Annotated in this window: 24 protein-coding genes; 14 read left to right on the top strand and 10 right to left on the bottom strand. The window is 41.5% G+C overall.

The annotated features are described in order from the left end of the window. Positions 1 to 6 precede the first annotated feature (6 nt). Positions 7 to 1707 carry a capsule assembly Wzi family protein gene (locus V2H41_RS03045; RefSeq protein WP_330973648.1) on the bottom strand — a complete coding sequence of 567 codons (1701 nt, stop codon included), beginning with the start codon at positions 1705 to 1707 and terminating at the stop codon, positions 7 to 9. A gap of 105 nt (positions 1708 to 1812) precedes the next feature. On the opposite strand from V2H41_RS03045, the gene V2H41_RS03050 reads away from it, so the two are divergent. Both V2H41_RS03050 and V2H41_RS03055 read left to right on the top strand, forming a co-directional pair. Then, positions 1813 to 3174, top strand: a complete 1362-nt coding sequence (locus V2H41_RS03050; protein WP_330973649.1) for a dihydroorotase — start codon at positions 1813 to 1815, stop codon at positions 3172 to 3174. A 53-nt stretch (positions 3175 to 3227) separates the two neighbouring features. Continuing rightward, complete coding sequence (locus tag V2H41_RS03055) at positions 3228 to 4547, top strand: MutS-related protein (RefSeq protein ID WP_330973650.1); 1320 nt, start codon at positions 3228 to 3230, stop codon at positions 4545 to 4547. An 11-nt stretch (positions 4548 to 4558) separates the two neighbouring features. On the opposite strand, the gene V2H41_RS03060 is transcribed toward V2H41_RS03055, so the two are convergent. The 3 genes from V2H41_RS03060 to V2H41_RS03070 all read right to left on the bottom strand — a co-directional run bounded on the left by V2H41_RS03060 (position 4559) and on the right by V2H41_RS03070 (position 7441). After that, positions 4559 to 5614 carry a DUF4856 domain-containing protein gene (locus V2H41_RS03060; protein WP_330973651.1) on the bottom strand — a complete coding sequence of 352 codons (1056 nt, stop codon included), beginning with the start codon at positions 5612 to 5614 and terminating at the stop codon, positions 4559 to 4561. Between the two features lie 75 nt (positions 5615 to 5689). Then, positions 5690 to 6334, bottom strand: a complete 645-nt coding sequence (yihA, locus tag V2H41_RS03065; RefSeq protein ID WP_330973652.1) for a ribosome biogenesis GTP-binding protein YihA/YsxC — start codon at positions 6332 to 6334, stop codon at positions 5690 to 5692. A gap of 81 nt (positions 6335 to 6415) precedes the next feature. Continuing rightward, complete coding sequence (locus tag V2H41_RS03070) at positions 6416 to 7441, bottom strand: GntR family transcriptional regulator (RefSeq protein ID WP_330973653.1); 1026 nt, start codon at positions 7439 to 7441, stop codon at positions 6416 to 6418. Between the two features lie 126 nt (positions 7442 to 7567). Between V2H41_RS03070 and ubiE the strand changes: the two genes are divergently transcribed. Further along, the gene (gene ubiE / locus V2H41_RS03075; RefSeq protein WP_330973654.1) at positions 7568 to 8311 is read left to right on the top strand and encodes a bifunctional demethylmenaquinone methyltransferase/2-methoxy-6-polyprenyl-1,4-benzoquinol methylase UbiE; all 744 of its coding nucleotides are present in this window, start codon (positions 7568 to 7570) and stop codon (positions 8309 to 8311) included. Between the two features lie 66 nt (positions 8312 to 8377). Here the strand turns inward: ubiE and lon are convergent, their stop codons facing one another. The 3 genes from lon to V2H41_RS03090 all read right to left on the bottom strand — a co-directional run bounded on the left by lon (position 8378) and on the right by V2H41_RS03090 (position 12937). Next, a complete protein-coding gene (gene lon / locus V2H41_RS03080; RefSeq protein ID WP_330973655.1) occupies positions 8378 to 10777 on the bottom strand; it encodes an endopeptidase La in 2400 nt (799 codons plus the stop codon). Between the two features lie 195 nt (positions 10778 to 10972). After that, positions 10973 to 11563 carry a porin family protein gene (locus V2H41_RS03085; RefSeq protein WP_330973656.1) on the bottom strand — a complete coding sequence of 197 codons (591 nt, stop codon included), beginning with the start codon at positions 11561 to 11563 and terminating at the stop codon, positions 10973 to 10975. Between the two features lie 117 nt (positions 11564 to 11680). Then, a complete protein-coding gene (locus tag V2H41_RS03090) occupies positions 11681 to 12937 on the bottom strand; it encodes a metallophosphoesterase (RefSeq protein WP_330973657.1) in 1257 nt (418 codons plus the stop codon). A gap of 154 nt (positions 12938 to 13091) precedes the next feature. On the opposite strand from V2H41_RS03090, the gene V2H41_RS03095 reads away from it, so the two are divergent. Genes V2H41_RS03095 through dapB form a run of 4 tightly spaced genes read left to right on the top strand, consistent with a single transcriptional unit; the run spans position 13092 to position 16271 of the window. Beyond that, positions 13092 to 13892, top strand: coding sequence for a ParA family protein (locus tag V2H41_RS03095; RefSeq protein WP_330973658.1), 801 nt, complete (start codon positions 13092 to 13094; stop codon positions 13890 to 13892). A 36-nt stretch (positions 13893 to 13928) separates the two neighbouring features. Next, positions 13929 to 14846: a ParB/RepB/Spo0J family partition protein gene (locus V2H41_RS03100; RefSeq protein ID WP_330973659.1), complete on the top strand. Its 918-nt coding sequence runs from the start codon at positions 13929 to 13931 to the stop codon at positions 14844 to 14846. Between the two features lie 19 nt (positions 14847 to 14865). Then, a complete protein-coding gene (locus tag V2H41_RS03105) occupies positions 14866 to 15534 on the top strand; it encodes a DUF5683 domain-containing protein (RefSeq protein WP_330973660.1) in 669 nt (222 codons plus the stop codon). Positions 15535 to 15554: 20 nt separating this feature from the next. Next, positions 15555 to 16271, top strand: a complete 717-nt coding sequence (dapB, locus tag V2H41_RS03110; protein ID WP_330973661.1) for a 4-hydroxy-tetrahydrodipicolinate reductase — start codon at positions 15555 to 15557, stop codon at positions 16269 to 16271. Between the two features lie 71 nt (positions 16272 to 16342). On the opposite strand, the gene V2H41_RS03115 is transcribed toward dapB, so the two are convergent. Beyond that, positions 16343 to 17398, bottom strand: a complete 1056-nt coding sequence (locus V2H41_RS03115) for an Mrp/NBP35 family ATP-binding protein (protein ID WP_330973662.1) — start codon at positions 17396 to 17398, stop codon at positions 16343 to 16345. Between the two features lie 101 nt (positions 17399 to 17499). Here V2H41_RS03115 and V2H41_RS03120 point away from each other — a divergent pair, with 101 nt between their 5' ends. Next, positions 17500 to 18138, top strand: coding sequence for a carboxypeptidase-like regulatory domain-containing protein (locus V2H41_RS03120; RefSeq protein WP_330973663.1), 639 nt, complete (start codon positions 17500 to 17502; stop codon positions 18136 to 18138). A gap of 12 nt (positions 18139 to 18150) precedes the next feature. On the opposite strand, the gene ruvA is transcribed toward V2H41_RS03120, so the two are convergent. Further along, entirely contained in the window at positions 18151 to 18747 is a 597-nt protein-coding gene (gene ruvA, locus V2H41_RS03125; protein ID WP_330973664.1) for a Holliday junction branch migration protein RuvA, read from the bottom strand. A 122-nt stretch (positions 18748 to 18869) separates the two neighbouring features. Here ruvA and V2H41_RS03130 point away from each other — a divergent pair, with 122 nt between their 5' ends. Beyond that, positions 18870 to 19862: a beta-ketoacyl-ACP synthase III gene (locus V2H41_RS03130; RefSeq protein ID WP_330973665.1), complete on the top strand. Its 993-nt coding sequence runs from the start codon at positions 18870 to 18872 to the stop codon at positions 19860 to 19862. 32 nt (positions 19863 to 19894) lie between these two features. Continuing rightward, positions 19895 to 20365: a GNAT family N-acetyltransferase gene (locus tag V2H41_RS03135; protein ID WP_330973666.1), complete on the top strand. Its 471-nt coding sequence runs from the start codon at positions 19895 to 19897 to the stop codon at positions 20363 to 20365. 84 nt (positions 20366 to 20449) lie between these two features. On the opposite strand, the gene V2H41_RS03140 is transcribed toward V2H41_RS03135, so the two are convergent. Next, complete coding sequence (locus tag V2H41_RS03140; protein WP_330973667.1) at positions 20450 to 21526, bottom strand: porin; 1077 nt, start codon at positions 21524 to 21526, stop codon at positions 20450 to 20452. Positions 21527 to 21844: 318 nt separating this feature from the next. Here V2H41_RS03140 and efp point away from each other — a divergent pair, with 318 nt between their 5' ends. The 4 genes from efp to V2H41_RS03160 all read left to right on the top strand — a co-directional run bounded on the left by efp (position 21845) and on the right by V2H41_RS03160 (position 26111). Next, positions 21845 to 22411, top strand: a complete 567-nt coding sequence (gene efp, locus V2H41_RS03145) for an elongation factor P (RefSeq protein WP_330973668.1) — start codon at positions 21845 to 21847, stop codon at positions 22409 to 22411. A 189-nt stretch (positions 22412 to 22600) separates the two neighbouring features. Continuing rightward, the gene (gene accB / locus V2H41_RS03150; protein ID WP_330973669.1) at positions 22601 to 23101 is read left to right on the top strand and encodes an acetyl-CoA carboxylase biotin carboxyl carrier protein; all 501 of its coding nucleotides are present in this window, start codon (positions 22601 to 22603) and stop codon (positions 23099 to 23101) included. Positions 23102 to 23138: 37 nt separating this feature from the next. Continuing rightward, complete coding sequence (gene accC / locus V2H41_RS03155) at positions 23139 to 24476, top strand: acetyl-CoA carboxylase biotin carboxylase subunit (RefSeq protein ID WP_330973670.1); 1338 nt, start codon at positions 23139 to 23141, stop codon at positions 24474 to 24476. Positions 24477 to 24641: 165 nt separating this feature from the next. After that, positions 24642 to 26111, top strand: coding sequence for a glycine--tRNA ligase (locus V2H41_RS03160; RefSeq protein WP_330973671.1), 1470 nt, complete (start codon positions 24642 to 24644; stop codon positions 26109 to 26111). The last annotated feature ends 9 nt before the right edge of the window (positions 26112 to 26120 follow it).

The following is a 26120-nucleotide window of genomic DNA, read 5'->3' on the forward strand; positions in this document are numbered from 1 at the left end:
CCTCAATTAAAAGAAGAAATCTCTTCTTGCCATATTCCAGCGCAGTCCTAGGCTAAATATCGTACTGCTGGTTTTACCTGTCAATGGGGGAGGTGTAGTTGCCCGTTGTTTTCTGATGGCACCATTTGCCTCAATATAAAGGTTTTCTTTCAGCTCATAACTTACCAGCAGATTCAGCATACCGGCTTGGTTACGCCAGCCTGACCCTACTTTAAATCCATAATCGCCATTGCGATACATAGTATAGGGAAGCAAAATATTGCTGCCGAAGTTTACTGTATTAGTGCTGTCGCGTCCCTGGGTGTAAAACATACCTCGACCTTCGATGGTGAGCTTTGGAATAGGGCGATAACGAACCAAACCAATCCACTCATTGAAATTAGCGCCCAATGGATGTGCCAGCGGCTGGTTATAATGCGAGTAGTTCGCAACTGAGTCTTTATGCGAATAGGTAAAAGGTCTTACTCTGTTCAACTCTAACTGAATATCCAGATTAGGGATTGTGAAGGCATCAATATATTTAGCCCCAATCTGATATCCATATTTATTACCCCACCAGTTACGACTGGAGGTTAGTTCGGACATCTTTAGTTCATCCAGCAATAGTTGACCATATATTTGTGCGGTGTGGGCAACATTGGCTTTAAAGTCAAATCCTACCAATGCATTGTCGCGGCTGCCACTGTTTCTTTCTACAGAGCGGTAAAAAATTACAGGTACCAAATATCCAAAGTCAAAACGGTTTTTACGACCGAAAATCACACCTTCAAATACTCCTACGTTCAACCATTTGGTAAGGTTAATGTCCAGATGATGCATTGCTGCATATTTTTTGTCAATAAGCTCGTCTCCACCATTATGCACATAATCGGAATGCAGCTCCATAAAAAGATTTTGGTAGTTAAACTTCCAAATGCGTGTATTGAGTTTCAGAAATAGTGCGTTATTGCTGAAATCGCTTAAAAACAGACTACGTTGTCCATTACCGATGAAGTTTTTATCGTATCCAAATGCCACATCAATATACTTTGTTACCCCAAAGGTGATATATCCTCTCCCATCAAAATAGTCAACACCGCCCGGTGCTTTAAAATCGTGATAATACCCCTGGCCCGGAACGGCTCCCCACTTTCTAGTCCAGTCCTGTACATATGTAGCTGGCCTCTCTTGATTGTCGGTTATTGAAGCGCTAAATCCTATTTTTTTGGCAATGCGTCCGCGCACTGCAATCCCTCTCGAATTATAAAAAAGATTCTGGTCATTGCTGTTTTCTTTCATATACCCTATATTCAGCAGCGGGGTAATGACTAAGTCAAAGTCTTTATTATGTACTTCGAATAAACCTGCCGGATACTGATAAAACGTATTGCCTACACGTTTTTTGCTTTTGTATTGTTCTCTTATATCTTCAGGAAGCCATTCTATATTATTTTTTAAAAGGCTTTTCATATAATATTCATCCACGCGGGTGAGATTGTCTAGAGCAGAGTCTCCGCTTAATAAGCGCCGCACTACCTCTACATATGTTTCGCGGCTATAAGGTTTGGTTTTTGAGAAGTTTAACGCAGAATCGTTTTGCGCTTTAATTTCCAATCTGTTCAAAATGATTTCCTGCTTATCACCCAGCGGCAGAAATGTGGTTTGCGAAAAGAGATACATAGGTAGCAATGCGATCGCTAGTGTAAGCAGGTATTTATTAATTTGCATAACTTATTGATAAGGTTTAATAATAGTCTTAGCTTTACCTCCCGACGGGTATTTACCCCTCCATGTGGGACGAATTACCGCATATGCGGCTAAATAACAAAAACCATGCAAATATATCTTATAAAAAATATACATGTTGTAAACGAAGGAGAAATCGCCGTTAAGGATGTATTATTGAAAAACGGCCGGATCGAAAAAATCGATGATCGGATAGACATTACCGAGAAGGGAATGGAAATTGACGGCACCAATAAATATCTGCTTCCCGGAGTAATAGATGATCAGGTCCATTTTCGCGAACCAGGATGGACACATAAGGCTACTATTTATTCCGAAAGTAAGGCTGCGGTAGCAGGGGGGGTGACTAGTTTTATGGAGATGCCCAATACGGTTCCACCTGCATTTACATTAGAACTATTGGAAGAAAAATACAATATAGCGGCTTTAACTTCGCTGGCTAATTATTCTTTTTACATCGGCACTAATAATCTAAATGCTGATGATGCTCTCGCTGCTAATAAGTTTAAGGATCGCATATGCGGCATAAAAGTATTTATGGGCAGTAGTACTGGCAATTTGCTGGTAAATAATCCGCTAGTACTTGAAAGGATATTCGGCGAAAGCGAAATGCTCATCGCCACCCATTGCGAGGAAGAGCGCATCATTAAAGTAAATCTTGAAAAAGCTTTGAGTGAAAATAGAGAACTTACTGCTGCTGATCATCCGGTCATTCGTAATGAAGAAGCCTGTTTCGAATCGTCTTTTTATGCCATACAATTAGCCAAGAAGCATAACTCTCGTTTGCATATCCTACATATCAGTACGGAAAAAGAATTGCAATTGTTTTCCAACATGCTTCCGCTGAAAGAAAAAAGAATTACAGCCGAAGTATGTGTACATCATCTTCATTTTACGGCAGATGATTATGCAAATCAAGGAAATCTCATTAAATGTAATCCAGCTATTAAAGCGGCTCATAACAAGGAAGCTTTGTGGAAGGCTTTATTGGATGATCGGCTGGACGTGATTGCCACAGATCATGCACCACATACATGGGAAGAAAAAAGTGAACCTTATTTGAAAGCACATGCAGGGTTGCCTCTGGTGCAACATTCGTTACCCTTAATGCTGTATTATCACAAACAAAATAAAATTTCTTTAGAAAAGATAGTAGAGAAGATGAGCCATGCCGTGGCCGACTGTTTTGCTATTAAGGACAGAGGCTATATTAGAGAGGGGTATTGGGCTGACCTGGTAATGGTAGATCTCAACCAATCTTTTACGATATCTAAGGAAAATATTCTGTATAAGTGTGGATGGAGTCCTTTTGAAAAAGCAGGCAACCAGGGCGATCCTTTCGAATTCCCCGCCAGTATTACACATACATTCGTGAACGGTAATTTGGTTTATGGAAATGGACAGTGGAATGAGTCTATAAAAGGAGAGCGGCTCTTATTTGACCGATAACGGGGTAGTGGCTTGAGGACACTGCAACTTCGGCACTGACCAATTTTTTATATATGCAGATAGACGAAATATCCTTCAGCGACATCTCTATTTTTCATTCGCAAGAAGATTATTCGCTGTTTCATCGGCTCAACTTCACACGTACGGAAGGAGGGCGGGAGTGGTTGCGGCGCTACTTTTCATCACCTTTTAATGATATCAACAAAATAAGAGGTACTCAGAAGATTCTAAAAAAACTGGCGGAGCATGTAGACGAATGGCCCGAAGAGATATCTAATGGTACCATGCTGGTGATGGCGAAGTTTCTGGATTATACTTTAGATGCTATTGGCAATAATCCTAGCATTGTGAATGCCATGATGTATCGGATATTTCATAGTGCGGATTATTCCATGTCCAAGTTCTCCGTGCAGCATTTTACTGATTTTTTCAGAGGACTTAGAAAAATAGCCTCTATTCTACGCGCTGCTGATTTGCCGGTATACTTTAAAAACTATATCGACAGAATCGATCACCTGGTGCAACATATAGAGCCTTTTCGCCAAATGGCGGATACGCCAAAAGATGCAACAATTGCGCTTAAAAAGATACTTTACTTTGCTGCGAATATTAAGGAGGTATATAGAGCGGAGGTGCAGGAACTGATGGATATTTTTTACCGCTTAGATGCGTGGTACTCGATGGCATATGCCGTTAAAACCTACAATCTGCAATTTCCTGAGTTTATAGATAACGAGCAGCCTTTTATTGAAGCTCGTGGGCTGTATCACCTACTATTGCATAATCCGGTTCCCTATCATTTGCAAATGCATCCCCAGCAGAATTTTATTTTTCTTACCGGAGCCAATATGGCTGGGAAAAGCACCCTTATCAAATCAGTTGGGGCGGCTGTTTTTTTAGCGCATATAGGCATGGGTGTACCAGCCAAAGAAATGCGGCTGACGATGTTCGACGGGCTTATCAGTAATATCAATGTGGTGGATAATATCGCCAAAGGCGAAAGCTATTTCTTCAACGAAGTACAGCGTATAAAAAATACAGTGCAAAAAGTAAGCGATGGTAAAAAATGGCTGGTATTGATGGATGAGTTGTTTAAGGGAACTAATGTGCAGGATGCCATGCGTTGTTCTTTAACGGTGATTAAAGGACTGATAAAAGTAAAGACCTCACTATTTATATTATCTACACATTTGTACGAAATAGCCGATCAGCTTACAGATTTGCCTACCATAGCTTTCCGATATTTTGAAACCATTGTGCAGGACGATGCTCTTTCTTTCAGTTATCAACTTAAGGATGGTATTAGTAGCGACAGGCTGGGCTATCTGATATTGAAAAGAGAAAACGTCGTAGATATGTTGGAGCGACTATAGGCTGTACTTGTTTAATGAAACTCGTAAGCAGTTGCGAGCACGTTGCGAATATTCGTAATGGCGGTAGGGTTTTGAATCAACGTATAAAAATTATTGTCAAATACTTCCAAAATCATAATATAAGCTTCATCATTAAGTAGCTGCTTTGAACTACGATAATTCAGCGCGATAATAGTGCCGAATGCACGAGAAAGATTATATAGTTTGTCCGCTGTGTTACCGTCTTTTGCTGCATCCAGATAATGAATGGCACTCAGCGCAAAAACTTTTTCAATATTTAATAGTAGGCTGTCTTTGGCAAGTGTGGCTACGCGTAGATCACCTGCATTAACGGCTGCTCTACCTCTTCTGAAATCTTCAAATATTTTTGATCCTGCCTGAATACTTTCTGCATTTGGGAAAAGCGTGGCTATTGCTAAGGGACGGTTAGGAGAATCACCATAATTGATAGTGGGATCATAGTCTCGTGGTATACCACTATAATGAAACGCCTGCGCCCATGCGGTGGCATTGGCCGGATTGCTCAATTGTGAGTTGACGCGGTACAAACACATGGCACCCAACATGGCTTTTCCCCATACTTCCGTGTATTCAATACCGATACTGCTGAATAAGCGTTTTTCTGACGGATTGGAGAGCATCTGCCAGCCGGGCACACCATTGCTACCTGCTACATTGTGAGATGCACTTACAGTTACTGCCGAATCGATAAACGATTTTAAAATGTCTGCATCACGGGTATCTCCAGAGAGGTTCGTGCTTCGCATCCTGTTGAGCCTTTCTGCCTTATATATAAAATTGGGTACCATTGCAGGCGTGAAAGCACTATCGGTATTGGTCCAGAGTGCTGTGGCTATCTCTGCATTTAATACACTATCTGTACCGGAAAGCAAATAATTTTTAACTCCATGCAGCATTATCACTCGGGCTGTTATAATAGAATCAATATCTTCAAAATCATAGGTAGGAGGTACTGTGTAAGAAGGGATAAACGGTTCGTCTTTTACACAGGCCAATAAACTGCAACAAATCACACTAACTACCAATATAATTGCTTTAAGCCGCATCACAATTTGTTTTATAAAAAGAGTTTTCGATCAAATGTACATAATGCGGGCCATATAAGTTGTTATCCGTAAATGTTATCCTTTCTGAAGGGCTTTATATTCTTTATTCATTTGGTCAATGAACTGTAATACCTCGTCGCGTCCATCGCCTTTTACTGCAGATGTAATAAAGTGAGGGGGGAGTTCCTCCCAGCTTTCCTGAAGGGAGCTTAAAAACTGCTGCACATTTCTAGTTGTAGCTGCAGGTTTATTTTTATCAGCCTTAGTAAATACGAGGGCAAAGGGAACCTGCCAAACTCCCAACTGATTGATAAATTCCAGGTCAATCTGTTGCGGTTCGTGTCTACTGTCAATAAGCACGAACAGATTGCCTAGATTTTCTCTACGTACGATGTATTGTTCAATCATGCTGCTCCAACTTTTGCGCTGCTTTTGAGAAACCTTGGCATATCCGTATCCTGGAAGATCCACCAGATACCAGTCTGTGGTTTTAGCTGTATTGTTTTTAGAGGCTGAGGTAATAAGAAAATGATTAATTAGCTGTGTTTTCCCGGGGGTTGCGGAAGTTTTGGCCAAGTTTTTTTTGTTACACAACATGTTAATCAGCGAAGATTTACCCACATTGCTTCGGCCGATGAAAGCGTATTCGGCTTTATCCGGTGGAGGACATTGCGTGTAATTGGCACTACTTTTTACGTATGTCGCTGAAATAATTTGCATAATAGGCGCTGATTGGAATGTGTAAGATATACAATTTTTGAAAGGATAAGTTCAGTATACACATCAAAGGTGTGTTTTTGGTTAAAGGGAAGGTCTTAGCCGTACGTGAAATGGAATTTCAATATGCTTCTTACTCCCTTCCAGAATCAGTCGTGCAGCTTCTTCACCCATCAACTCAAAATCAGTGGAAAATGTAGTAATGCCCTGCAATATCAGTTTTTTAAGTGGGGTTTCATTATAACTAATCACCCCTATATCTTTTCCTATTTTTAATCCGATTTCTTTTATTTTTTCAATTAAGATAACGAGATCATCTTCCATAAGACAGATGTAGGCAGTACCTTTCTGAATCTTCTCTCGCTGTATATTGTGCACCACCGATGCAGAAAATCCGTAATTGGTACAAAACTTTCTAAACCCTTTGCGGATTTCATCGGGGAAATAAGTATATGCCGGTATGATGATTTTTAAAGTGTCATACTTTTTTAGTGAAGCAAGTGATTGCTCCAATGCCGAATAGATATCTTTTTCAAAATTTTCATACACGGCACTGCAGTCTGCGCTTACACCGGGTACCAATTTGTCCAACAATATCAGTTTCTCTTTTGGGATTGTATTAAGGATTTCGTAAGCATTGGCCCCACTTTCTAGAAAGTGAGCGATGATAACATAATGTGTGTAATGCTTGCCGGCATTGGTAAGGAGGCGCTTGAACAGATTAAAATCGTTATTGTATATATAGAAATCAATAACGGCATTATCTCCCAGTGTTCTTACAAAAGCATCGTAAATGATTTTCTTATGCGTGCTTAGTTTGTTAAATAAAAGAAAGACTTTAATATCGCTTTTAACCTCACTGTTTCTGACATAATAACCTTTGCCAGGAACGGAGCCCAGTACGCCTAATTTTTTCAGATATTTGTATGTTTTTTCGGCTGTATCCCGCGAAATGTCCAGCTCAAAACTCATCTCGTTGATGGAAGGCAGTACATCATCCTTTTTTATTTTGCTGGTAGCAATGGCCTTAATGATGGACTGCGCCAGTTGCAGATATTTGGGCGTGGACGAAAGCACATCCAGTTCTATATACTTGAAAAAGTCTTTCATTAGCGCAGGCTTTTGTGTAATTAATGCAAATATAGTCACGTACTACAGCGAAGCATAAAGTAAATTAAAACAATCTGCAATTAAAAATCTACCACTCGTCCGGCCCTAACCCCTATCTTTGTGGCTATGCCGTCACAGCCGCACGACCATATTATTCCTTTCGAAGAATCTGCGAAGAGTAAGAAAGAGCAGGTTGCCGAAATGTTCGATAAAATAGCCGGAAAGTACGATTTTATGAATCGATTTCTTTCGGCTAGAACTGATGTAAGCTGGCGCAGAAAAGCCATAAAGGCCTTAAAACAATACCGGCCTCAACATATTTTGGATATTGCTACCGGTACCGGCGATATGGCCATTATGGCTATGCAGATGTTGCAACCGAAAAAAATTACCGGAGTGGATATCTCTGCACAGATGTTGGAGGAAGGACGTAGAAAAATAGAAAAATTGGGATTGTCTTCGCAAATTGACCTGCAACTAGGCGATTCTGAAAATCTGCAATTTGCAGATGATTCTTTTGATGTAGTGATGGCAGCCTTCGGAGTACGCAATTTCGAAAATCTGGAAAAGGGCCTTTCAGAAATGCGACGCGTATTAAAACCTGGTGGGCGCTTATGTATTATTGAATTTTCCCGTCCAAAGCCGGCTTTTATCAATAGCCTTTATCAGTTTTATATGGGCAATATTGCTCCACAGATAGCTAAATTGTTTCATCAAGATAAAAAGGCCTATCAGTATCTGAACCGGTCAGCCAATGCTTTTCCCGAGAGAAAAGACTTCACGGCGATTTTATCGCAGGTAGGATTTGTGCAGCCCGATTATAGGGCACTGACATTCGGAATGTGTTGTATTTATTCGGCAACCAAGTAAATTGAGTTTTTTGTATAGAAAAAAGAGGTGTGATGCCACACCTCTTTTTCATGTATCGAGATATTTTTATTTCAAAGCGATTTTAAGCACATCTTCCATTTTGTCAACATAATGGAAGGTGAGCCCCTTGATAAATGCTTGCTCTACTTCCCCCACATCTTTCTGGTTTTGTGAACACAGAATGATTTCCTTTAGTCCGGCACGTTTAGCGGCTAGTATTTTTTCTTTAATGCCACCTACAGGCAACACCTGTCCGCGGAGTGTGATTTCGCCAGTCATGGCTAGGTAAGGCTTTACTTTTTTGCCTGTCAATACCGATGCTATAGCGGTCATCATGGTGATACCAGCGCTGGGACCGTCTTTAGGAGTGGCACCCTCTGGTACGTGAATGTGAATGTTTTTCTTTTGAAAAAGAGATTCGTCTATCTTATACTTTTTGGCATTCGATTTCAAATAAGTGAGTGCTGTGGAGGCACTTTCCTTCATCACATTACCCAGATTACCGGTAAGGCTTAGTTCGCCTTTGCCATCACTGAGGCTGGTTTCGATAAACAGAATATCGCCTCCTACATAAGTCCAAGCAAGTCCCACCGCCACACCGGGAATATTTACGGCCTTATAAATATCATTATTGAACTTGGGTTTGCCCAAGATCTGTCCAACTTCTTCAATGCTTAAAGAAGTGGATAATTTTTCGTTAAGAGCAATTTTTTTAGCTCGGTTACGCATGATGGCTGCCAGCACCCTGTCCAGCTCACGTACACCGCTTTCGCGAGTATAGTCCGAAATCAGTCTTTCTAAAACCTTGTCACTGATTTTAAAGCTATTTTTGGCAATACCATGTGCTTCTTTTTGTTTGGGTATAAGGTGTCTTTTGGCAATTTCGATTTTTTCTTCCACTGCATAACCGCTTAGGTCGATAATCTCCAGTCTGTCGCGCAGGGCCGGCTGTATGTTCTGCAGATTATTGGCGGTAGCAATGAACATTACCTTGCTGAGGTCGTATTCCAGTTCCAGGTAATTATCGTAGAATGCATTGTTTTGCTCAGGGTCCAATACTTCCAGAAGAGCACTACTGGGGTCGCCACGAAAATCATTACCCACTTTATCAATTTCATCTAGCACAATAACCGGGTTACTGCTTTTGGCTTTTCTTAAGGATTGCAAGATACGGCCAGGCATGGCTCCTATATAGGTTTTTCTGTGCCCCCGAATTTCACTTTCATCATGCAGCCCACCCAAGCTCAGGCGTACATATTTGCGTCCTAAAGCATTAGCAATACTTTTTCCTAAGGATGTTTTACCAATACCGGGAGGCCCTAAAAAGCAGAGAATAGGGCTTTTCATATCGCCTTTTAGCTTCAGCACTGCCAGATATTCCAAAATTCTTTCTTTGATTTTGGTCATGCCGTAGTGATCCTTATCGAGAATCTTTCGGGCATTTTCCAAATCGTAATGGTCTTCGGTATATTCTTCCCACGGAAGGTCGAGCATCAGGTCGATATGATTGTACACCACCGAATAGTCGGGGGTACCCGGATGCATGCGTTCCAGCTTTTCGATACCTTTTTGGAAGGCTTCTTTTGCAGCTTCAGGCCATTTTTTGGATTCGGCCTTTTTCTGCATTTCTTTTATTTCCTGAGAATTGGGGTCGCCGCCCAGTTCTTCTTTAATACTTTTCAGCTGTTGTTGCAGGAAATACTCTCGCTGCTGTTTGTCCAGCTCGGTGCGTGTTTTATTGGTGACTTTATTTTTCAGTTCAACAAATTGCAGTTCTTTTTGCAAAATCTGCATCAGCTCCACTGCTCTTTGCTTGATATCCGATAGCTCCAGCAACCGTTGTTTTTCCTGTAAAGAAGTATTCAGATTACTGCTGACAAAATGAATCAGAAATACCGGGCTCTCGATATTTTTAAGAATAAGCGTTGCCTCGGAGGGAATATTAGGGGACTGCTGAATAATATTTCCCGCAATATCCTTTATATTGGAAATATAAGCTTCAAAGTCAGGATCATCAGGAACCGGATTTTCTACAATCTTGGTTATTTTGGCCTTGAAGTAAGGCTCGGTAGCAGTAAACTCATCGATGGTGAACTTATTGCGGCCCTGAATAATTACCGTAGTGCCTCCGTCGGGCATTTTGATGAGCTTAATAATTTTAGCCACAGTACCGGTGCGCACTAAATCTTCGGTAGCGGGATCTTCGATATTGAAATCTTTCTGTGCTACAACACCAATATACTTATCTCCTTTGTAGGACTCATTTACAGCTAGAATGCTTTTATCGCGACCTACTGTGATAGGCAATACTACCCCCGGAAATAAAACCGTATTTCTTAAAGGCAACAAACCAATCTCATCAGGAATATCATCCAGGTTCTCATTGGTATCGTTTTCGTTAAGCGGTAATATTGGCATGAAGTCCATGTCATCTTCGGGTTTCAAAAACACTTTATCAAATTGCATTATATAGTTTTAAGAGACAAAATGTCATTTCTTGTATCAAATACATCCGTTGGATGTACAAGAAATGGATAGCTTAATAATTGGCAATATTAATGCCACCTAAGAATTTCACGAAAACTTGTCGTATAAAAATTTTTAGGTGGCATTATTACAGGTGCTCAGCACAAAAGATGGGAGCCAAATATATCTAACTTATTAAAAAGCAAGCCCTAAGCTTAGCTGTAGTGCCTGATGTTTCCATTTGTCTTGATTTGTGGCATCACTTACATCGTGCAGACCGATTACATAGCGCGCGCCCACTCTCAGTTTGTTTAAGTGTACATTAGCACCTCCTACGAGGGAGAAGTCTCCTTTTTTGAATGCATCCTCGCCATTTTCAAGCAGATTTTTTTCTTTGTTGATTTTTATGCCGAACTGAGGGCCGGCTTCGATGTGTAACGGTCCTACCAATTTCATATTCAGTAAAATGGGAATTGATAGATAGGTAAGTTTCGCTTTCAGCTGGTGGTTTTTAAAGCCGGGAAGCGTATGTGTAAAAGAGGAATCGGTAGTGGAGGTTGTCTGAGAGAGTAATACCTCGGGATTAATGCTGAAGCGATCCGCGATACCTATTTCAGCAAAAGCTCCCACCAGATAGCTATATTTAAATTCTTCTTTGAAACTTTTACCGGTGATTTTACCGGCATTCACACCGGCTTTTACACCCACATGAAATTGTGCGTTAAGATTAGAACATACAGCAAGGGCTAAGAGAGCTAGAGATGTGAATAAAAATTTGCGATTCATTTTGTTTAACGTTTAAAGGTATTAATAACAAGTTTAAAGGTTCATCACAATTAGTTTCTGAAACAGACACTATTTTTTTAATAAAAAGCGGGCAAAAATACATTGTTTTTCATTTCATTATACAAGCTCTATGACAGTAATTTCAGGGAGAATACCTACTCGTCCCGGATAACCGATAAAGCCGTACCCCCGGTTTACATAGAGTTTCTGATGTCGGTGCTCGTATAGTCCCGCCCATTGCTTATACACATATTGTACCGGACTCCATCGAAAGCCGGGAACTTCCACTCCGAATTGCATACCATGTGTGTGACCACTGAGTGTGAGATCGATATCAGTGTATATGGTATTCACTTCCTTGTCCCAGTGGGAGGGGTCGTGGCTCATGAGAATTTTGAAAGGATACTGTTCTGCTCCCTTTATGGCTTGTGCTAGACTGCCATAAGAATGAAAATTGCTTTTCCCGCTGATATTCTGTACGCCTATGAGGCCTATGGTGGCTCCGTCTTTCTGAATGGGAACATGCTCATCTAATAATAAGCGCCAACCCATTTCTGCTTGAATTTTTTTCAGATTTTCGAGGTTCTGAGCTTTTGCGGTGGCACTTTCCCATCTTTCATAGTCGCCGTAATCATGATTGCCTAATATGGAAAAAACACCCAGGGGGGCCGACAGTCGACTGAAGATGTTTTTATATGCGCCTACTTCATCGCTGCGATTGTTTACCAGGTCTCCCGTAAACAGAATGATATCGGGTTTTTCATTTAGAATTAAATCCACGCCGCGATTGACTGCTTTGTAGTTGGTAAAACTTCCACAGTGAATGTCAGAAATTTGTACAATTTTCAACCCCTTAAAAGGTTGGGGTAGGTTGTCAAAATGGAGTTGGATTCTTTTTATCTGATAGTTGTATTTATTAGAAAGTCCGTAAATAAAGGAGGTAAAAAGCCCTCCTCCTGCAATCAGTCCCATCCAGCTTAGAAAAGCCGAACGAGAGATACGATCACCGCTGCTGCCGGCGAGCTCACTGATTTCATTTTTGACGGAAAATAACTTCCCGGCTATCCATTGCAGAGAGCGCCTCAGATCGTCTACAAAAAAGAATAAAGCCGTAACAAGTTTGCCGAGGAAAAGGGCAAAAACCAACATAAAAAGGGTGTTACGGAGTAGCTTATTGTGCTCATTTGCCTGAATATGCGGCAATAGGAGAATGATACTTACTGCGATGGCGGATACACACCAATATATGAGCGCGAAAATGTTTCGCCCTCGGGGAGAGGTGATGTTGAAAAAAGTTCGGGTGGCCCAGAATACATACAGGTCCAGCGACAGCATAAGGACAATCAAAATCCACCAATAAGGGTTATTGCGCATATCAGTTTAAGAATTTTCGAGTTCCAAAGCTAAGGAGTAAAATAGCAATTAAGTTGTTAAACCTACTAAATCTGATATCTATATCCATTCATGCATCAAAAACTTTACATTTGCGTTTAACCGTGATGGATTTTCCTTGTAATCACAAACTTTTATGGCAAAAATTATAGGAGTTGCAAATCAAAAAGGCGGTGTAGGTAAAACCACAACCGCTATCAACCTCGCCGCAAGTTTTGCTGTGCTGGAATATAAGACTTTGTTGGTAGATGCTGACCCTCAGGCCAACAGTACTTCGGGAGTAGGGTTCGACCTGCAAAATATCACGCAGAGCTTATACGATTGCATGGCCAATCAAACACCTGCGAGCAGTGTTATTCTGAAAAGTGATATTCCTAATCTTGATATCATTCCTTCTCACATCGATTTGGTAGGGGCGGAGATTGAAATGATTAATTATCCTAATCGTGAAATGGTGATGAAGGAGCTCTTAAGCGAGGTGCGCAAGGAGTATGACTTTATTATTATAGATTGCTCTCCATCACTGGGATTGATTACGGTAAATGCGCTTACTGCGGCCGATTCGGTTGTGGTGCCGGTGCAGTGTGAGTTTTTTGCCTTGGAAGGACTGGGGAAATTGCTCAATACTATCAAAATTGTACAAAGCCGACTGAATACCGAACTTAAAATAGAAGGTATTTTGATGACGATGTACGATGCGCGGCTGCGTCTTTGTAATCAGGTGGTAAATGAGGTGCGCCGTCATTTTGACGATTTGGTATTTAATACCATCATCCATCGAAATTCGAAACTGAGTGAGGCGCCCAGCTTTGGAAAGCCCGTTGTGTTGTACGATGCGAATAGTAAGGGGGCTTTGAACTATCTGAATCTTGCCAAAGAAATTTTGCAGAAAAATAATATGACAAAAATTCCCAATGAGGAGAAAATCTTAGAATAATCTGCAGGGGCTTTAAAATAAATTACGTAATAACTGATGGCTACACAGAAATCAAATAAAGATGCATTAGGAAAGGGTATCCGGTCTTTGCTGGGGAGTATTGACGCAGAATTGAAGAGTGGTGCTGGCGAATTGAAGAAAACAGTTGTAGAGGCAGCAACCAGCATATCAAAAATTCCGGTTAACGATATCGAAACCAATCCTAAGCAACCGCGTACCGATTTTGATGAGAAGGCGTTGCAGGAGCTGGCAGAATCTATTAAAATACATGATGTGATTCAGCCGCTGACGGTTTCCAAATTGCCGAGTGGCAAATACAGATTGATTGCGGGGGAGCGTCGTTTGCGTGCATCGAAACTAGCAGGTCTTAAAGAAGTCCCTGCCTATATACGTCAGGCTGATGATGCCCAACTGTTGGAGCTGGCTTTGTTGGAAAACCTGCAGCGCGAAGACCTCAACGCTATGGAAATAGCCCTCAGTTATAAGCGCATGATGGATGAGTTATCCTACACGCAGGATCAAGTGGCCGAGCGTATGGGGAAAGACAGAAGTACGGTGGCCAATTTTATCAGGCTATTAAAACTGCCACCGGATATACAGCTCGCGGTAAGGAATAACGAAATCAGCATGGGACATGCACGGGCGTTGATTAATGTAGATACTGTCGACCGTCAGTTATATATATTTAAGGAGATCAAAGAAAAAGGTTTGTCAGTAAGACAAACCGAGGCGCTGGTGCGCAATCTATATAAGGAGTCGGGTAGTAAAAAGAAGCCGTCCAAAAGCAGTCTGTCTTCTCCTTTCCAGCGTATTGAGGATAAGCTGGCCGAAAGATTCGAAACACGTGTTAAGCTGAAGCATAATTCCAAAGGTTATGGTCAGATAACGTTTGATTATTATTCAGTAGAAGAACTCAATAAGCTACTGAACAATTTTAACGTCACGATAGATTAATCTGTACTTTATTTGCTATATGCAACTTTTTAGAAGATTCTTTCTGTTTGTTTTGCTGTTAGGTAGCTGTTGCGTTAGCAATGCTCAGACAGATACAACTGCTGTTGAGAATCCCAAAGATAGCATCACTATATCAGAAGAAAGTAATCTTGCCAATATAGTAGCTGATAGTTTGAAGCCCAAAGGCCCTAAAATGAAAAGACCCCGCGATGCCGCCCTCCGCTCGGCTATCTTACCGGGATGGGGACAAGTATACAACAAGAAAATTTGGAAAGTGCCTATTGTATATGGTGCATTGGGAGGAACAGGGGGCTATTTTTTGTACAACCGTAAATGGTATAGGGAGTATAGGGATGCAGTGCGCATTATAACTGAACTTACCTCGCCCAACGGCTCTAAAGACTCTACTGCTTATCTTTCCATGAACGAAAATATTCGGAAATGGTATGAAAGAAATCAGGCAGGTGGATTGGAGACGCTGAGGTTTTACAGAGATGATACTAGAAAAAAACTGGATTACTCTTTCTTATATTTTCTGCTGGCTTGGGCATTGAATGTGGTGGATGCTACCGTAGATGCGCATTTGCAGCAATTTGATATTTCTCCTGATATTACTTTTCGTGTGCAGCCGGGGTACAGTGAGATGGCACGAACGAGCGGCATCAGCCTGGTTTTACATTTTAAATAAAAATACAATTTGGAAGTACAATGAAAATAGCACTGATTGGATACGGAAAAATGGGCAAGGCCATAGAGGAAGTGGCCTTAGAGAGAGGACATGAAATCGTCCTGAAAATTGATGAAAACAATTTGTCCGATTTCAATAAGGAGAATATTGATAAGGCAGACGTGTCTATAGAATTTACCGGACCTCATGCCGCTTATGATAATTTGGTAAAGTTGTTCACTTTTGGGGCTACGGTGGTGAGTGGCTCTACCGGCTGGTTAGATAAACTACAAGAGGTGCAAGCGCTTTGCAAGGAAAAAAATGCTGCTTTTATTTATGCAAGTAATTTCAGTGTGGGAGTGAATCTGTTTTTTGAGCTGAATAAAAAACTAGCGCAGCTGATGCATCCACATAAACAATACACCGTGACCATGGAAGAAATTCATCATACACAAAAAAAAGATGCCCCCAGTGGTACGGCAATTACTCTGGCAGAGGGAGTTTTGGAAACGTACAAAGAATTGGACGGCTGGGTGAATAGTGAGGAGCCTCAGCAGGGTAAATTGCAAATTGTAAGTAAACGCATTGACCCGGCACCAGGAACGCATACTATTAAATACACTTCAGAAATCGATGATATCGTTATAATACACGAGGCACACAATCGTAAAGGCTTTGCTTTGGGAGCGGTGGTAGCAGCAGAGTTTTTAAATGGTAAGAAAGGTATTTACACCATGAAGGAAGTGCTAGGCCTTTAGCGCACTCAGTTGTGAGAAATAAAAAAGAACCTCATCTTTAACGGATGAGGTTCTTTTTTATTATGGGGAAATTATAATAGCCTATTCTTGACTGATGTGGCCAACTCTATAAAGGCCTTTTTACTCGCTTCGTCATCGCTTACCATGGCGGGAACACCAATATCTCCGCCTTCACGAATATTTTCTATTAACGGGATTTCTCCTAAGAAGGGTATTTCATATTCTTCGGCCAAATTGCGGGCACCGTGCTTACCAAAAATGTAGTATTTCTGGTCAGGAACTGCATTCGGCGGAATGAAATAGCTCATGTTTTCTACAATACCCAGTATCGGTGCATTTAACTGGGCTTGTCCAAACATGGCAATTCCTTTTTTCGCATCGGCCAAAGCTACATCCTGGGGTGTCGAAACGATAACTACACCGGATACGCTAATGGTTTGTAGTAAAGTGAGATGAATATCGCCGGTTCCCGGTGGCATATCAATAACCAGATAATCTAGGTCGCCCCAATCTACATCGGTAATAAACTGTCTGATAGCACTGCTAGCCATTGGCCCGCGCCATACCACAGCCTTGTTGTCATCTACCAGTAATCCTATACTGAGCAGTTTGATGCCAAATCTTTCTAGGGGTACAATCATGCCTTTGCCATTTATGTCGCGCATCATGGGACGTTCGCCTCTTACGCCAAACATGATGGGGACACTAGGACCATAAATATCGGCATCCATCAGGCCCACTTTCGAGCCATCTTCAGCCAATGCAAGCGCCAAATTAGCGGCTACCGTGCTTTTCCCCACACCTCCTTTACCACTTACTACCGCAATAATTTTTTTAACCCCGGGTAGCGGACTGGTATTTTGTTCGTAAGTGCTTTGGGGAGTAGGCTTGGGCGTAAATCCGATTTTGATGACAGCGTCTTTGCTCACATGGTCCTTTATAGCCTTAATGGCTTCGCTTTTGACCTTTAATCGTATATCGGCGTCATCGGTAGGTAAAATCAGGTTAAAAGATATATAATACTTTTCTATGGCCAAATCTTGTACACAACCTGCAGTAACAATATCTTGACCATTTTCGGCTAAAAGCACGTTTTTCAATGCATTCAGTACATTTTCCCTCGTCATTCTTTAAAGCTTATGTTAAATTCAAATATAAATCGTAATCTTAACATCTGTAGGAATAAATTGTTGCAATATTTAAAGCCTGAAAACTTAATTTTGGCACGGTGAATAAGATATTTCTCTTTTTAATTGGTTTTTTATTTTTCGGTATTACGGTTCATGCGCAGTTTGAAAAAGCCAGGGACTCGGTAGTTCAGTTGTATGGGGTGGTAATGACCGCTGACAGTCTGGAGGCTATTCCTGCGGTAAGTATTACAGTAAGAGGCACTAAGCGCGGTACCATTACTAATAACGACGGTGTATTTTCCATTGCCGTTCTAAAAGGGGATATTATCGACTTTTCTCACGTTAGCTATATTGGTGGTTCGGTAAAAGTACCTGATACCTTAAGAGGTAATCAGTATAGTATTATAAAAACATTGGTGCGGGATACGGCCTATCTTCCCGTAGCAATTATCAAACCCCGTCCTACACCAGAACAGTTCGCCCGCGACTTTTTAAATGTGAAGGTGTCGGAGGATGAAATCGAAATTTTGCGTAAGGCCAATACACCTGAAGCCCGAAGCGCTTATTTGGCCAAATTGCCCTATGATGGTCGGGAGGTTACAAACAGACAGCTGGATAATGTATTTCAGCGAGCACGCTATCAAGGGCAGGTGCCTCCTATGAACATTTTCAGCCCTGCTGCTTGGGCTGAGTTCATTAATGCCTGGAAAAGAGGCGATTTCAAGCGTAAGAAATAAAATACCCTTGGGTTATAGCCCTTTCAATACTTTCTTAATTAGCTCCTCAAGTTGAATGTCGGGTTCTGCTTGGCAGATGCGGATAATATGTTGCTCTGCAGCTTGACGATTGATACCTAGTGCTTGTAATGCATCTAACGCATCCTGTCTCATGTTGCGGGTATTGGAAGCACTAGTAGTTTCGGCAGGAATGATATTCTCAGTAGGTTGTTTCCCTATTTTATCTTTTAGCTCCAAAACGGTTCTTTCGGCTGTTTTCTTACCAATGCCTTTAATGCGTTCCAAGGCTCGGCTATCTCCGTTAGCTATGGCCTGAGTAATTTCGAAAGGCTTCATGTAAGATAGAATCAAACGTGCCGTATTGGCACCAATGCCGGACACACTCAGCAGCAGCTTGAAGATATTTTTCTCCTCTATATCGGCAAATCCGTACAAAAGATGAGCGTCTTCCTTGATTAGCAAGTGGGTATACAGGAGTCCGCTTGACTGTCCTTGTATTTGCGAATAAGTGTGGAGGCTGATATGTACTTCATACCCAATACCCTGAACATCAACTATTACGGAAGAAGGGGTGATGTCGATAAATGAACCTTTCAGATAAGCTATCATAAATACGAATGTAAAATTGAAAATTGAATTTTAAGAATTTAAAATTCCACTACCTTTGGCATCCTTAAACAGTGACTAACAGTTTTTGTTAAATATCTGGGGCTAATTTTTAAACTAAATAGATGGCAACAAAAATTACGGCTGCAATAACTGCAGTGAGTGGATATGTTCCTGAAGACAAGCTTACGAACTTTGATTTAGAGAAAATGGTGGAAACCAGTGACGAGTGGATACGCACCCGCACTGGTATTGAGGAACGTAGAATTTTAAAAGGCGAAGGAAAGGGCACCAGCGAAATGGTAGTTCCCGCAGTGTTGGATCTGCTAAAAAAACGAGGTATCGGCCCCGAAGAGATTGAGTGCATTATAGTAGCTACCGTAACTCCCGACATGGTTTTTCCAGCAACGGCCAATTTGGTAGCGGATAAAGTAGGTGCTGTCAATGCTTTTGGGTATGATATATCAGCTGCATGCTCGGGTTTTCTGTTCGCTTTGGTTCAGGGAGCCAGCTTTATCGAGAGTGGCCGCTACAAAAAAGTAGTTGTAGTGGGTGCGGATAAAATGAGCTCCATAGTGGATTATACCGACCGTACTACCTGCATTATCTTTGGTGACGGGGCGGGTGCGGTATTGTTAGAACCCAATGAAGAAGGCTTAGGAGTAAAGGATAGTATTTTGAAGAGCGACGGCAGTGGATGCAATTATCTTCGCTTGAAAGCGGGAGGATCTGCCTATCCGGCTTCCATTGAAACAGTTACCAACCGTGAACATTACGTGTATCAAGAGGGAAAAACCGTATTCAAGTTTGCTGTAAAAGGTATGGCAGATGTGAGTGCGGATTTGCTGGAGCGCAATGGCCTTACAGGAAATGATATTGCTTGGTTGGTACCACACCAGGCCAATCTGCGTATCATTGATGCTACTGCCGAACGCATCGGACTTCCCCGTGAAAAAGTAATGATAAATATTCAAAAGTATGGCAATACAACAGCAGCTACCATACCACTGTGTTTGTGGGAATGGGAAAAACAGCTGAAAAAAGGCGATAAGCTGGTGTTGGCTGCTTTTGGTGGTGGTTTTACTTGGGGTGCTACGTTGGTAGAGTGGGCATATTAACGCAATTGTTTAACCTCAAAACCAATATCTACTTGAGTTCAAATATTCAAATACGGAGGGCGCAAGCTTCCGATTGCGAACGTATTCTGGAACTGATACATGAGTTAGCGGTATACGAGCGGGCGCCGCAGGAAGTAACCGTATCGCTGGAGCATTTCAGAGAAAGCGGTTTTGGAGAAAAACCTGTATGGTGGGCATTTGTAGCTACCACAACTGATGGCGAAGGAAAGGAGCAAATCGTAGCTTTTGCACTGTATTACATTCGGTATTCTACTTGGAAGGGGCAGTGCATGTATCTGGAGGATTTGCTTGTAACTCAGGATATGCGGGGCAAAGGCATCGGAAAGATGCTTTTTGACCGTCTTATCGAAGAAGCTCGCGAAAAGCGATTTAAAAGACTCTGTTGGCAGGTGCTAGATTGGAATGAGCCCGCCATTAATTTCTATAAAAAATACAATGCATCTTTTGACGGGGAGTGGATTAATTGTGCTATTGAATGGTAATTCTCATTTGAAAAATAATTTATGAAAAAAGAAAAAAGCTCTGCATAAGCAGAGCTTTTTTTCAGAGGAACATAAGCAGAAGAGTTAAAACGAATAAATAGCTCCTAAAAGGAACGTTCCGGTGCTTTTAGTGCCGGCTCCATCATTTTTAGTGAAAATAGGATCCTTAGCACTGTCCAGTCGGAACTCGGGTATAATCATCAAACCGTTCACAGGTTTGATGTTGAACGATAGCGTAGTTTGTATAATAGAGGTACCAAATATTAATCCGCCTTTGTCCTTATCATCGAAGTATTCACCTCTCAGGGTAAGGCCAAATTTTTCGGTTGGGTCTACATTTACATATAATGCCGAGCCCCACCATTTTTTAGATATATCTTCAAATTGATCCACTATTTTGAGGGTGCCATCGTAACCCAGTGAGAATTTGTCACTAATAGTAGCTGTTGCAGTAAGGCCTATCTGATTATGGTTGTTACCATCAAGATCTTTACCCCCTACATAGTTCAAATAAGCATTCACGGCTTCGCCGGTTTTACTTACCTGGGCTATGATATTCTTTTTAGCAAATGAAGCGGATAGATAATCGGTGGGGTTGGTAACACCGGCCATAATACCGAAGCCGCTACCCAGTGTAAAGTCGGCTTTGATACCGGTATGAGAGAATGGTCCGTAAGAGAACATATAGCTCATGCTATAATTTCTATTATATTGAGGATCCAAAACTTCATATCCTAGGTGAGTACCCCATTTACCGGCCGAAATTCGAATATTGTCGGTGGGATTGAAGGTTACATAAGCTTGTTTAATACTTTGCAATACTGCGGAGCCATTACCAGCACCATCTGGTTCCTCGGCATAAGAAAATTCTCGTGCACGGGTACCAAAGCCAAGGTCAATGACTAAACCGGCTTTTCCTTTGGTATAGCTGGCTGTTAAGGATGCCATGCCTAACTCGATAGAATTGTGGGAATTAGTAAAGCTGGTAAAGTTGTTGATTTCTCCGGCGTTCTTGGCATTTGCAAAATTGTAACGGTAATAGACATCTACCGATCCATTAACTTGCAGTTCACCTTTTGACTCATCCGTTTCTGAGGTTTGGGCAAAAATAACCGAGGAGATCAAAAGAGCTTTGGTTGTAAGAAGTACTTTTCCCTTCATTTAATACAGGTTTAATGTTAAAAAATAAATGTTATCTGAATTTTTCATAGGATACCGGAGTATTGTTAATATATTAATATTATTACTATGTGATAAAAATTCAGATTTTATATTGATTTTTTTGATAAAAAATATAATTCTGTAACACGAATATAGAAAATTATGTCAAAAAATCTCATAATTTCTGCAAAAATATAAATATAGTTATTATTATAATGTGTATTCGTCAGAAAATGCCTTTTTAGTTCTAAGATTATCTATTGGAAGGGTAATAAAGCATTTAAAAGTGCTATATTTGCGCCCTAAAAAATTTTTATAATGGCAAATACAGCAGATATCAGCCGCGGAATGATCCTTAAACTCGATGGCAGCCTCTATTCAGTAGTGGAATTTGGCGAAAACAAAACTGCTCGTGCAGCAGCAAAAGTGTGGGCAAAACTGAAGGGGGTGGATAATAACAGAACTATCGAAAAAACATGGAATTCCGGCGATACTATTTATCCTGTAAGAGTAGAAAAAAGAAGTTTTCAGTTCCTGTATAAGGACGAAACAGGCTACAATTTCATGGATAATGAGTCCTTCGAACAAGTCAGCTTATCTGAAAATCTGATTGATGCGCCTCAGTTCCTGAAAGAGGGCCAAGAAGTGGCTATTGCTATCAATACAGAGACCGATCAACCTGTAAGTGTGGAGTTGCCTGATAAAATTGTGGTAAAGGTTACTTATACCGAGCCGGGGCTTAAAGGTGATACTGCTACGCGTACTTTAAAACCCGCCACTATTGAAACCGGAGCCACTATCAACGTTCCTTTGTTTATCGATGAAGGTGAACTGATACGTGTGAATACCAAAACCGGTGAGTACGTGGAGCGTGTTAAGGAATAATTAGGAATATATTATTAAAAGTGGCTCGGTCTCGCAATGAGCCATTTTTTATGGGGAGTAGATCAATAGGATAATAAAATACCTGTAAAATCCTATCCATTATGTGTGTGATTTACTTACCTTAGTTCATGTATTTAGTGGTATTGAATTTTATTTGTTTTTAACCCAAAACCCGTCAAATTAAAAAATATGGACTTCAGGCAAATTCAGGAGCTGATCAAGTTGATTAATAAATCTAACATTGGTGAGTTCTCTCTCGAGCAGAAGGATTTCAAAATATCGATAAAACAAAAAGAGGAACAAGTAACCCAAGTGGTATCTGCTCCTTCTCCATACCCTCTGCCCATGCCGGTAGCCCCACAGGCAGTTGCTCCGGCAGCACCAGCAGCCTCACAACCCACCAGTGCTCCTGCTGAAGAAAAACCCAAAACCGCTGCGCCGCCTAGCAATCGCACTATTATTAGAAGCCCGATGATTGGAACCTTCTATCGCAAACCTGCTCCTGATAAGGCGAATTATGTGGAGGAGGGTGATATCATCACTCCAGGAAAAGTGCTGTGCGTGATTGAAGCGATGAAGCTTTTTAATGAAATCGAAAGTGAAATCAGCGGTAGAATCGTGAAGATTCTGGTAGAGGATGCTTCGCCGGTTGAATTCGATCAGCCGTTATTCGAAGTGGAAACAGCATAATTACATTATAAGCTTATCTCATTACTTAAGAATCATCATGTTTAAAAAGATATTAATCGCTAACAGGGGAGAAATCGCGCTACGAATTATCAGGACCTGTAGGGAGATGGGCATTAAAACCGTAGCGGTGTATTCTACCGCCGATAGCGAAAGCCTACACGTAAAGTTTGCAGACGAAGCAGTATGTATTGGTCGTCCCGCAAGTGCCGAGTCTTACCTCAATATTCCCAATATCATGGCCGCCATCGAAATTACCAATGCCGATGCAGTGCATCCGGGCTATGGGTTTCTGGCTGAAAATGCAAAATTTGCTCAGATCTGCAACGACAGCAAAATCAAATTTATCGGCCCTACAGCAGAAATGATTAACAAAATGGGCGATAAAATCACCGCCAAAGAAACCATGATTAAGGCTGGTGTACCCGTTATTCCCGGAGGGGAAAAGCTGCTGAGTAGTTTGGATGAGGCCAAAGGACTTGCAAAAGAAATCGGTTATCCCGTTATACTCAAAGCCACAGCTGGTGGCGGCGGAAAAGGTATGCGTATTGTGTGGGACGAAAGTGAGCTAGAAAAAGCCTACGATACCGCTAAGATGGAGGCGGCCGCATCGTTTAAGAACGATGGCCTCTATATGGAGAAATACATCGAAGAGCCCCGCCACATCGAAATTCAAGTGGCAGGCGACCAATATGGCAACTTCTGCCACATGAGTGAGCGCGATTGCTCTATTCAGCGTCGTCACCAGAAGCTGGTAGAAGAATCGCCTTCTCCCTTCATTACCGATGAATTGCGGACCGCTATGGGCGAAGCTGCTAAGAAAGCTGCTGCAGCCATAGGTTACGAAAGCGTGGGAACTATAGAGTTCCTTGTAGACAAGCACCGCAATTTCTATTTCATGGAAATGAATACCCGCATTCAGGTAGAGCATTGCGTTACTGAGGAAGTAATCAATTTCGATCTGATTAAAGAGCAAATTAAAATTGCCGCGGGTGAAAAAATCTCCGGCCGCGATTATGTGCCCGAAATGCATGCCATTGAGTGTCGCATCAACGCCGAAGACCCTTATAATGATTTCCGACCTTCGCCCGGTAAAATTACCAACTTGCATGTACCCGGTGGACACGGAGTAAGGGTGGATAGCCATGTATATGCCGGCTATACCATACCGCCTTACTACGATTCCATGATCGGCAAGCTGATTGCAGTGGCACGTACCAGAAAGGAAGCCATCGATACCATGTATCGGGCACTGAGTGAGTATGTGATCGAAGGAATTAAAACTACGATTCCTTTCCACCTTCAGCTTATGCAGAATGATGATTTTATCAATGGAAACTTTAATACTAAGTTCCTGGAAACATTCCAGCTGAAGTAAACCGAATGAATCCAATAATCATACGTACCTGCAGATAAGCTGCGGGTATTTTCATATAGCAAGCGTTTAAGAGAAATGGCTCCTGTACGCTTTGTTTTTGGTATCTTTCAGATTTTTAACAGCAAATTTTAAAGAAGATCTTATAGAGCTTATTTTTGCAACCTTATGGCAACAGATAGTAACAGATTTCAGGCGATTATATCGCATTGTAAGGAATACGGATTTATATTTCCCAGTAGCGAAATATACGATGGATTGCAAGCTGTATATGATTACGGGCAATGGGGTGCTGAGTTGAAAAAGAATATCAGAGACCAATGGTGGAAAAGCATGACCCAAATGCACGATAATATTGTGGGTATTGATGCCGCTATCTTTATGCATCCTACCACATGGAAGGCTAGTGGACACGTGGACGGATTTAACGATCCCATGATCGATAACAAGGATAGTAAAAAGCGCTATCGTGTGGATCATCTAATCGAAACTCATGCGGATGCAATGAGGTCGCAAGGCAAAGCAGCTGAAGCCGATGCACTGATTAGCGAAATGGAAAAGCTGGATGCTGCAGGCGATCTGGTAGGATTGAAAAAATTGATTGACGACTATAATATCAAATGTCCTATAAGTGGAACGGCTAACTGGACGGATGTACGTCAGTTCAATCTGATGTTTTCTACCGAATTTGGTTCGACTGTTTCCGAAAATGCTGACGAAAATAAAGTATATCTAAGGCCCGAAACAGCTCAGGGAATTTTTGTGAATTTTCTGAATGTGCAGAAAACAGGGCGCATGAAAATCCCTTTTGGAATTGCACAGGTGGGTAAAGCTTTCAGAAATGAAATTGTGGCACGTCAGTTCATCTTCCGCATGCGAGAGTTTGAGCAGATGGAAATGCAGTTTTTTGTAAGACCCGGCACACAGCAAGAGTGGTACGAATATTGGAAAGAAGAAAGATTGAAATGGCACTTAAGCTTTGGTAATCCGGCTTCGGATTATCGTTTCCACGATCATACCAAACTGGCATTTTATGCTGATGCTGCCTGCGATATCGAGTATAACTTCCCTATGGGCTTTAAAGAGCTGGAGGGTATTCACTCTCGTACTAATTACGACTTAACACAACACGAGAAGTACAGTAAAAAGAAATTGCAGTATTTCGATAACGAAATCAATCCGGAAACCGGAAAGCCATATGGCAACTATGTTCCTTATGTAATCGAAACTTCTATTGGTCTTGACCGGATGTTCCTTTCCGTTATTTGTGCAGCTTATGATGAGGAAGATTTGAGTACTGATGGCAAACAGGATAGTCGCGTAGTATTGCGTTTTCCGGCGAAATTGGCTCCCATTAAACTTGCAGTCTTCCCGCTGCTTAAGAAAGACGGATTGCCCGAAATTGCAAGGGATATCATGGCAAAATATCGTGGAGAGTTCAAATGTTTCTACGAAGAAAAAGATGCTATCGGTAAGCGTTATAGAAGAATGGATGCTATAGGTGTGCCTTTCTGTGTAACAATAGATCATCAGACTAAGGAAGATAATACCGTTACCATTCGCTATCGCGATTCTATGCAACAGGAGCGTATCGCTATTGATCAAATCGGCGAAATCGTAGGAAAAGCGATCAAATAGTCGGATATA

Origin of the sequence: Niabella digestorum (assembly GCF_036409055.1) — a bacterium.
Lineage (GTDB): Bacteria > Bacteroidota > Bacteroidia > Chitinophagales > Chitinophagaceae > Niabella > Niabella composti.

What these genes read in the sequence shown, in the direction of transcription:
- V2H41_RS03070 (WP_330973653.1), bottom strand. Translation starts at nt 7,441, where the DNA reads ATGAAAGACTTTTTCAAGTATATAGAACTGGATGTGCTTTCGTCCACG.
- yihA (WP_330973652.1), bottom strand. Translation starts at nt 6,334, where the DNA reads ATGCAAATTATTTCAGCGACATACGTAAAAAGTAGTGCCAATTACACG.
- accB (WP_330973669.1), top strand. Translation starts at nt 22,601, where the DNA reads ATGGACTTCAGGCAAATTCAGGAGCTGATCAAGTTGATTAATAAATCT.
- V2H41_RS03045 (WP_330973648.1), bottom strand. Translation starts at nt 1,707, where the DNA reads ATGCAAATTAATAAATACCTGCTTACACTAGCGATCGCATTGCTACCT.
- V2H41_RS03130 (WP_330973665.1), top strand. Translation starts at nt 18,870, where the DNA reads ATGGCAACAAAAATTACGGCTGCAATAACTGCAGTGAGTGGATATGTT.
- ruvA (WP_330973664.1), bottom strand. Translation starts at nt 18,747, where the DNA reads ATGATAGCTTATCTGAAAGGTTCATTTATCGACATCACCCCTTCTTCC.
- V2H41_RS03050 (WP_330973649.1), top strand. Translation starts at nt 1,813, where the DNA reads ATGCAAATATATCTTATAAAAAATATACATGTTGTAAACGAAGGAGAA.
- V2H41_RS03160 (WP_330973671.1), top strand. Translation starts at nt 24,642, where the DNA reads ATGGCAACAGATAGTAACAGATTTCAGGCGATTATATCGCATTGTAAG.
- V2H41_RS03090 (WP_330973657.1), bottom strand. Translation starts at nt 12,937, where the DNA reads ATGCGCAATAACCCTTATTGGTGGATTTTGATTGTCCTTATGCTGTCG.
- V2H41_RS03060 (WP_330973651.1), bottom strand. Translation starts at nt 5,614, where the DNA reads ATGCGGCTTAAAGCAATTATATTGGTAGTTAGTGTGATTTGTTGCAGT.
- dapB (WP_330973661.1), top strand. Translation starts at nt 15,555, where the DNA reads ATGAAAATAGCACTGATTGGATACGGAAAAATGGGCAAGGCCATAGAG.
- lon (WP_330973655.1), bottom strand. Translation starts at nt 10,777, where the DNA reads ATGCAATTTGATAAAGTGTTTTTGAAACCCGAAGATGACATGGACTTC.
- accC (WP_330973670.1), top strand. Translation starts at nt 23,139, where the DNA reads ATGTTTAAAAAGATATTAATCGCTAACAGGGGAGAAATCGCGCTACGA.
- V2H41_RS03115 (WP_330973662.1), bottom strand. Translation starts at nt 17,398, where the DNA reads ATGACGAGGGAAAATGTACTGAATGCATTGAAAAACGTGCTTTTAGCC.
- V2H41_RS03085 (WP_330973656.1), bottom strand. Translation starts at nt 11,563, where the DNA reads ATGAATCGCAAATTTTTATTCACATCTCTAGCTCTCTTAGCCCTTGCT.
- V2H41_RS03055 (WP_330973650.1), top strand. Translation starts at nt 3,228, where the DNA reads ATGCAGATAGACGAAATATCCTTCAGCGACATCTCTATTTTTCATTCG.
- V2H41_RS03140 (WP_330973667.1), bottom strand. Translation starts at nt 21,526, where the DNA reads ATGAAGGGAAAAGTACTTCTTACAACCAAAGCTCTTTTGATCTCCTCG.
- V2H41_RS03100 (WP_330973659.1), top strand. Translation starts at nt 13,929, where the DNA reads ATGGCTACACAGAAATCAAATAAAGATGCATTAGGAAAGGGTATCCGG.
- V2H41_RS03105 (WP_330973660.1), top strand. Translation starts at nt 14,866, where the DNA reads ATGCAACTTTTTAGAAGATTCTTTCTGTTTGTTTTGCTGTTAGGTAGC.
- efp (WP_330973668.1), top strand. Translation starts at nt 21,845, where the DNA reads ATGGCAAATACAGCAGATATCAGCCGCGGAATGATCCTTAAACTCGAT.
- V2H41_RS03095 (WP_330973658.1), top strand. Translation starts at nt 13,092, where the DNA reads ATGGCAAAAATTATAGGAGTTGCAAATCAAAAAGGCGGTGTAGGTAAA.
- ubiE (WP_330973654.1), top strand. Translation starts at nt 7,568, where the DNA reads ATGCCGTCACAGCCGCACGACCATATTATTCCTTTCGAAGAATCTGCG.